Source organism: uncultured Nevskia sp., from assembly GCF_903885465.1.
In the GTDB taxonomy this organism is placed as follows: Bacteria; Pseudomonadota; Gammaproteobacteria; order Nevskiales; family Nevskiaceae; genus Nevskia.
Map to the genome: position 1 here is coordinate 1 of NZ_CAISIQ010000370.1, position 4,711 is coordinate 4,711.

A 4,711-nucleotide genomic window follows, 5' to 3' on the forward strand; every position below is an offset into this window, starting at 1 on the left:
CGACTATCGGCGCATCGCCGAGCTGCATCTGGAGTCCGGCTGGATTCCGGCGGATGTCCGTGCCGAAGATTTCGAAAGCGCGATCCGCACGGTCTCCGAGCCGATCTTCGGCAAGCCGATCAAGGACATTTCGTTTGGCGTGTTCCTCCTGCGCCTGTTCGAGATCGCGCGACGCTTCAACTATCAGGTGCAGCCGCAGCTGGTCCTGCTGCAGAAGACCTTGCTGACCACCGAAGGCCTTGGCCGCCAGCTCTATCCCGAACTTGATCTGTGGAAGACCGCGAAGCCGATCATGGAGCAGTGGATGTGGAACCGGATCAATCCGGCCGCCACCTTCGCGCGGCTGCGCAAGGAAGGGCCGCAGCTGGCCGAAGCGCTGCCGGAACTGGCGCAGAACGCGATGAAGTTCCTCGCCAAGGGCGGTGCGCTGCCCAGCCACACGCTCGATGCCTCGGGCGTCGAAGCGCTGCGCAGCGAGCTGCGGGCCTCGACCCGGAAAAGCCTGCACGCCGCGATCGGCGGCACTGCCTGGGTCGCCGGCGTGGCGCTGTATGGGCTGGCCTCGTTGAACGCAGCCACACCGTCGACCGCGGTGATCACCGCCAGCCTGCTGTTCGCTGGCGTCGGCCTCTGGGGCTGGGTGCGGGCGTTCCGCTGAGATGGCCCGCACGATGAAGGCCCAGACAACGAAGCGTCTTGCCGAAGGTCCATCGCCGGAGCAGGTGCGCGAACTGGTCGCCTACTGCGACAAGGCCGCGTGGTGGCTCGACGACTGCCTGACCGTGCCCGGCACCCGTTTCCATTTCGGGCTCGATGCGATCGCCGGTCTGATTCCATTTGCCGGCGACGTGCTGGCAGCGGGCGTATCAGTGGTGACCATCACCCGCGCCGCCCGCATCGGCGTGCCGCGCGGCGTGCTGATGCGGATGGGCCGCAATGTCGCGATCGATTTCGCCGGCGGTCTGATTCCCGGCATCGGCGATGCCTTCGATGCGGTGTTCAAGTCGCACCGTCGCAACTTCGCACTGCTGCACAAGGAATACGCGCCGATGCTCGCGCCGATCGGCGTACGTCGCCGGGCGCCGCTGTGGTTGCGGGTGGGTGGCGCGCTGATGGTCGCTGCGATCGGCTACGGTCTGTGGCACTGGCTGCTGCGCTGATTCCGATCAGCGGCACCCATAAAAAATCGCCGGCCAGTCAATGAACTGGCCGGCGTTTTTCGTTGCAGCCGCTCAGCGGTTCTGCGTGATGCTCAGGCCCTTCAGCAAGGTCAGCGCTTCATACAGCTCGTAGTCGTTGACCGGCAGATCGGCGACATTGATCGGCTCGTCCTTCTTGGCGTCCTTGTCCTTCGCCTTGTCGCCTTCCTTGGTCTTCTCGTCAGACTTGCCATCCTTCGTCTTGGTGTCTTCCGGCTTGGCGTTCGGGTTGTCGAGGCGGCCCTTGAGATCGGCCTCGTGCACGCCTTCGCCGAATTCCGAGGGATCGAGCTTCGACACCTTGAACGGCTGGATGGTGACGTCCGGCACGATGCCTTCGGCCTGGATCGAGCGGCCGCTCGGCGTGTAGTAGCGCGCCGTGGTGATCTTGATCGCCGAGTCATTGTTCAGCGGCAGAATGGTCTGCACCGAACCCTTGCCGAAAGTCTTGCTGCCGATCAGCACGCCGCGCTTCTGATCCTGCAGCGCACCGGCAACGATTTCCGCAGCCGACGCCGAACCGCCGTTGACCAGCACCACCAGCGGCTTGCCATCGAGCGCATCGCCGACCGAGGCATCGAACTCGCGGGTCGAATCGGCATCGCGGCCCTTGATGCTGACGATCGCGCCCTTGTTCAGGAACTCGTCGGAGACATCGACGGCGGCGGTCAGCAGGCCGCCCGGGTTGTTGCGCAGATCGAGCACCAGGCCCTTCAGCTCACCGGCCTTCTTCAGCTTGGCGAGTTCTTCGGACAGGTTCTTGCCGGTCGTCGCGGTGAACTGCGAGATGCGGATGTAGCCGTAGCCTGGCTCGATCGAGCGGCCACGCACCGAGGCGACCTTGATGTAGTCACGCTTCAGTTCCAGCACCAGCGGCGCCGGCGCGTTCTCGCGAATCAGCGTCAGCACGATCTTGGTGCCCGGATCGCCGCGCATCTTCGAGACGGCATCCTGCAGGGTCAGGCCCTTCACCGGCGTGTCGTCGATCTTGACGATCAGATCGCCCGCCTTGACGCCGGCTTTCGCGGCCGGTGTGTCGTCGATCGGCGACACCACCTTGACCAGTCCATCCTTCAGTTGCACCTCGATGCCGAGGCCGCCGAACTTGCCGGTGGTCGAGGCATTGAGTTCCTTATATTCCTCCTTGTCGAGGTAGGAGGAATGCGGATCGAGGCCGGACAGCATGCCGCGCACGGCGTTCTCGAGCAGGGTTTCATCCTTCACCGGCTCGACGTAATCGCTCTTCACGCGATTGAGAATCTCGACGAAGGTCTGCAGATCCTTCAGCGGCAAGGTCTCGGCGGGTACCTGCTTTTCGGCGAATACGCTGTGGGTCAGCGTGGCGCTGACACCGAAGACGACACCAGCCAGCAAGGCCAGGGAAACGCGGGTCGATGAGGACATGAATTTACTTCTTATGGAGGGATATACAACGCTTTTTTGAATGTATCACAGCACCTTCAGCAGACCCCGGCCGCGCTGCTTCGTTCAGCCTTGAGTCGATACCGGATGTCGGTCAGGGATCGAATCACGGGCCCAACCAGTCGCGCGGGTCCTGTGGCTCGGTACCGCGTCGCACTTCGAAGTACAGGCCGCTGCGCTCGTAGCCGCCGGTGTTGCCGACTGCGGCGATGACTTCGCCGGCCGCAACCTGTTCTCCGGCGGCCGTGGCCACCGTCGCATTGTGGCCGTACAAGGTGAAAAAACCCTTGTCGTGCTCGATGACCACGATCAGGCCGTAGCTCGACAGCCAGCCGACATAGGCCACCCGCCCCGCAGCACTCGCCCGCACCGGCGCGCCTTCGCTGGCCGCGATCCACAGGCCTTTCCAGAGCAGACGGCTGTCACTCTTGCTGTCGCCGTAATTGGCCAGGATGTTGCCGCGCAGCGGCCAGGCCAGCACACCGCGCATCTTCGGGAACGGATTCTTCGAACCGGACGGCCTGGCCGGTGCCGGCACGGCCTTCAGCGCTTCACGCAACTTGCTGAGCAGCGCCTGGATTTCCTTCTCGCTGCTTTGCAGCGCTTTCACCTTTTCGCCGGCGTCGGCGATCTTGGCGTCCAGTGAGGCCACCGCCTTCTTGCGTTCGCTGCGATCGTTTTCCAGCTCGGCCAGCGCGCGCTGGCGCGTGGTCTGCAGTTTCTGCAGCGCGGCCCGCTCGGTTTCGACCTTGGCCTCCTCGGCGCTGACGGCGGCAATCTCGGCGTTGATCTCGTCCATGTTCCGGGCGCTGGCCCGGTTCAGGTAATCAAAGTAGGTCAGCAGGCGGCCGATGCGATCCGGCTCTTCCTGGCTGAGCAGCAAGGCCGTCGAACCGCTCTGGCCGGCGACGTAGGCCGAACGCACCTGGCGCGCCAGGCGTTCGCGCGCCTGAACCAGTCGCGCCTCGGCCGCCGCCCGGCTGGCCTGCGCGGCGCGCAGACGCGTGTCCTGCTCATCGACCTCGGCGGCGAGCTTCTTCAACTGCGCTTGCGATTCGGCGATCTTGCGTTCGGCGGTTTCCACCGCCTGCCGCTGCGCGCTCTGGGCGCTGCGATCACGGTCGATACTCTGATTGGCAGCGCCAATCTTGGCCCGCACCCGGTTCAAATCTTCTGAACCGGCCTTGAGTTTGGTGGCGGTGTCGTTGGCGGCTTCGAGCGGCGCCGACACGGCAAAAGCGAGCAGCAGCCCGATGGCAACAGCGCGCAGAGGAAACAAGCAAAAGGCTGCCTTCAAAGGGGTTCGGCTTTCCGGGGGTGGCATCGGGTGCGATAATCCCAGAGCAACACCCCCTTGTTCAAATGCGCGCCTCCCTTGACCGACCAATTGCTGACCTTCGTGCAGGCTCACCTGCTCCTGTTTCTCGCCCTTGGCGTCGCCAGCGCGGCGCTGATTGCCAATGAAGTGCATGGCACCTTGCAGGGTGGCAAACGCCTGGCGCCGAAGGACGCCGTGCGCCTGATCAACGACCGCGATGCGCTGGTCGTCGATGTGCGGCCGCCGGCAGACTTCAAGAAAGGTCATCTGCTGCATGCGCTGAATCTGCCGCTGGCGAAGCTCGCCGAGCGCGCCGCCGAGATCGGCAAGGACAAGACGCGGCCAGTGATCGTCTATTGCGCGCTCGGCTCCAGCCAGAGCGAAGCGGCGGCCCGCCTGCGCAAACTCGGCCATACCGAGGTCTACCTGTTGCGCGGCGGCCTCAACGGCTGGATGAGCGCCAGCCTTCCCGTCACCGCCAAGTAGAAGCCAGCCCGTTCTCTCCCAAAAAGCGTCGCAATAGCCGCCGCACACCGGCGCGAGGTTCTTCTCATGAAGCCGGTCACCGTCTATTCGACCCGCATCTGCCCGTACTGCATGCTCGCCAAGCGTCTGCTCGGCAACAAGGGCGTGAGCTACCAGGAAATCATGGTTGACCAGAACGACAGCCTGCGCGCCGAGATGATGCAGCGCAGCGGCCGCCGCACCGTTCCTCAGATCTTCATCGGCGACCGTCATGTTGGCGGCTTCGACGATCTCGCCGCGCTCGACC

5 protein-coding genes and 1 pseudogene are annotated in these 4,711 nt (G+C 64.4%); 4 read left to right on the forward strand and 2 right to left on the reverse strand.

Going from position 1 to position 4,711, the window contains the following annotated elements:
- Positions 1-658 (forward strand): annotated as a pseudogene (locus QZY06_RS22240) (ubiquinone biosynthesis regulatory protein kinase UbiB); the annotation flags it as partial.
- Between the two features lie 13 nt (positions 659-671).
- Positions 672-1,160 (forward strand): DUF4112 domain-containing protein, encoded by a 489-nt coding sequence (locus QZY06_RS14490; RefSeq protein ID WP_295685777.1) that lies wholly within the window; start codon positions 672-674, stop codon positions 1,158-1,160.
- Positions 1,161-1,232: 72 nt separating this feature from the next.
- Here QZY06_RS14490 and QZY06_RS14495 read toward each other — a convergent pair whose 3' ends face one another.
- A complete protein-coding gene (locus QZY06_RS14495) occupies positions 1,233-2,603 on the reverse strand; it encodes a S41 family peptidase (RefSeq protein ID WP_295685778.1) in 1,371 nt (456 codons plus the stop codon).
- A gap of 124 nt (positions 2,604-2,727) precedes the next feature.
- The gene (locus QZY06_RS14500) at positions 2,728-3,900 is read right to left on the reverse strand and encodes a peptidoglycan DD-metalloendopeptidase family protein (protein ID WP_295685779.1); all 1,173 of its coding nucleotides are present in this window, start codon (positions 3,898-3,900) and stop codon (positions 2,728-2,730) included.
- A gap of 96 nt (positions 3,901-3,996) precedes the next feature.
- Between QZY06_RS14500 and QZY06_RS14505 the strand changes: the two genes are divergently transcribed.
- On the forward strand, positions 3,997-4,425 hold the full coding sequence (locus QZY06_RS14505) for a rhodanese-like domain-containing protein (RefSeq protein ID WP_295685781.1): 429 nt from the start codon (positions 3,997-3,999) through the stop codon (positions 4,423-4,425).
- A gap of 66 nt (positions 4,426-4,491) precedes the next feature.
- A partial coding sequence (gene grxC, locus QZY06_RS14510) for a glutaredoxin 3 (protein ID WP_295685783.1) occupies positions 4,492-4,711 on the forward strand: 220 nt, incomplete at its 3' end.

Bases quoted from the DNA above. Each gene is read 5' to 3' on its own strand.
- QZY06_RS14490 (WP_295685777.1), top strand. From the start codon at position 672: ATGAAGGCCCAGACAACGAAGCGTCTTGCCGAAGGTCCATCGCCGGAG.
- QZY06_RS14495 (WP_295685778.1), bottom strand. From the start codon at position 2,603: ATGTCCTCATCGACCCGCGTTTCCCTGGCCTTGCTGGCTGGTGTCGTC.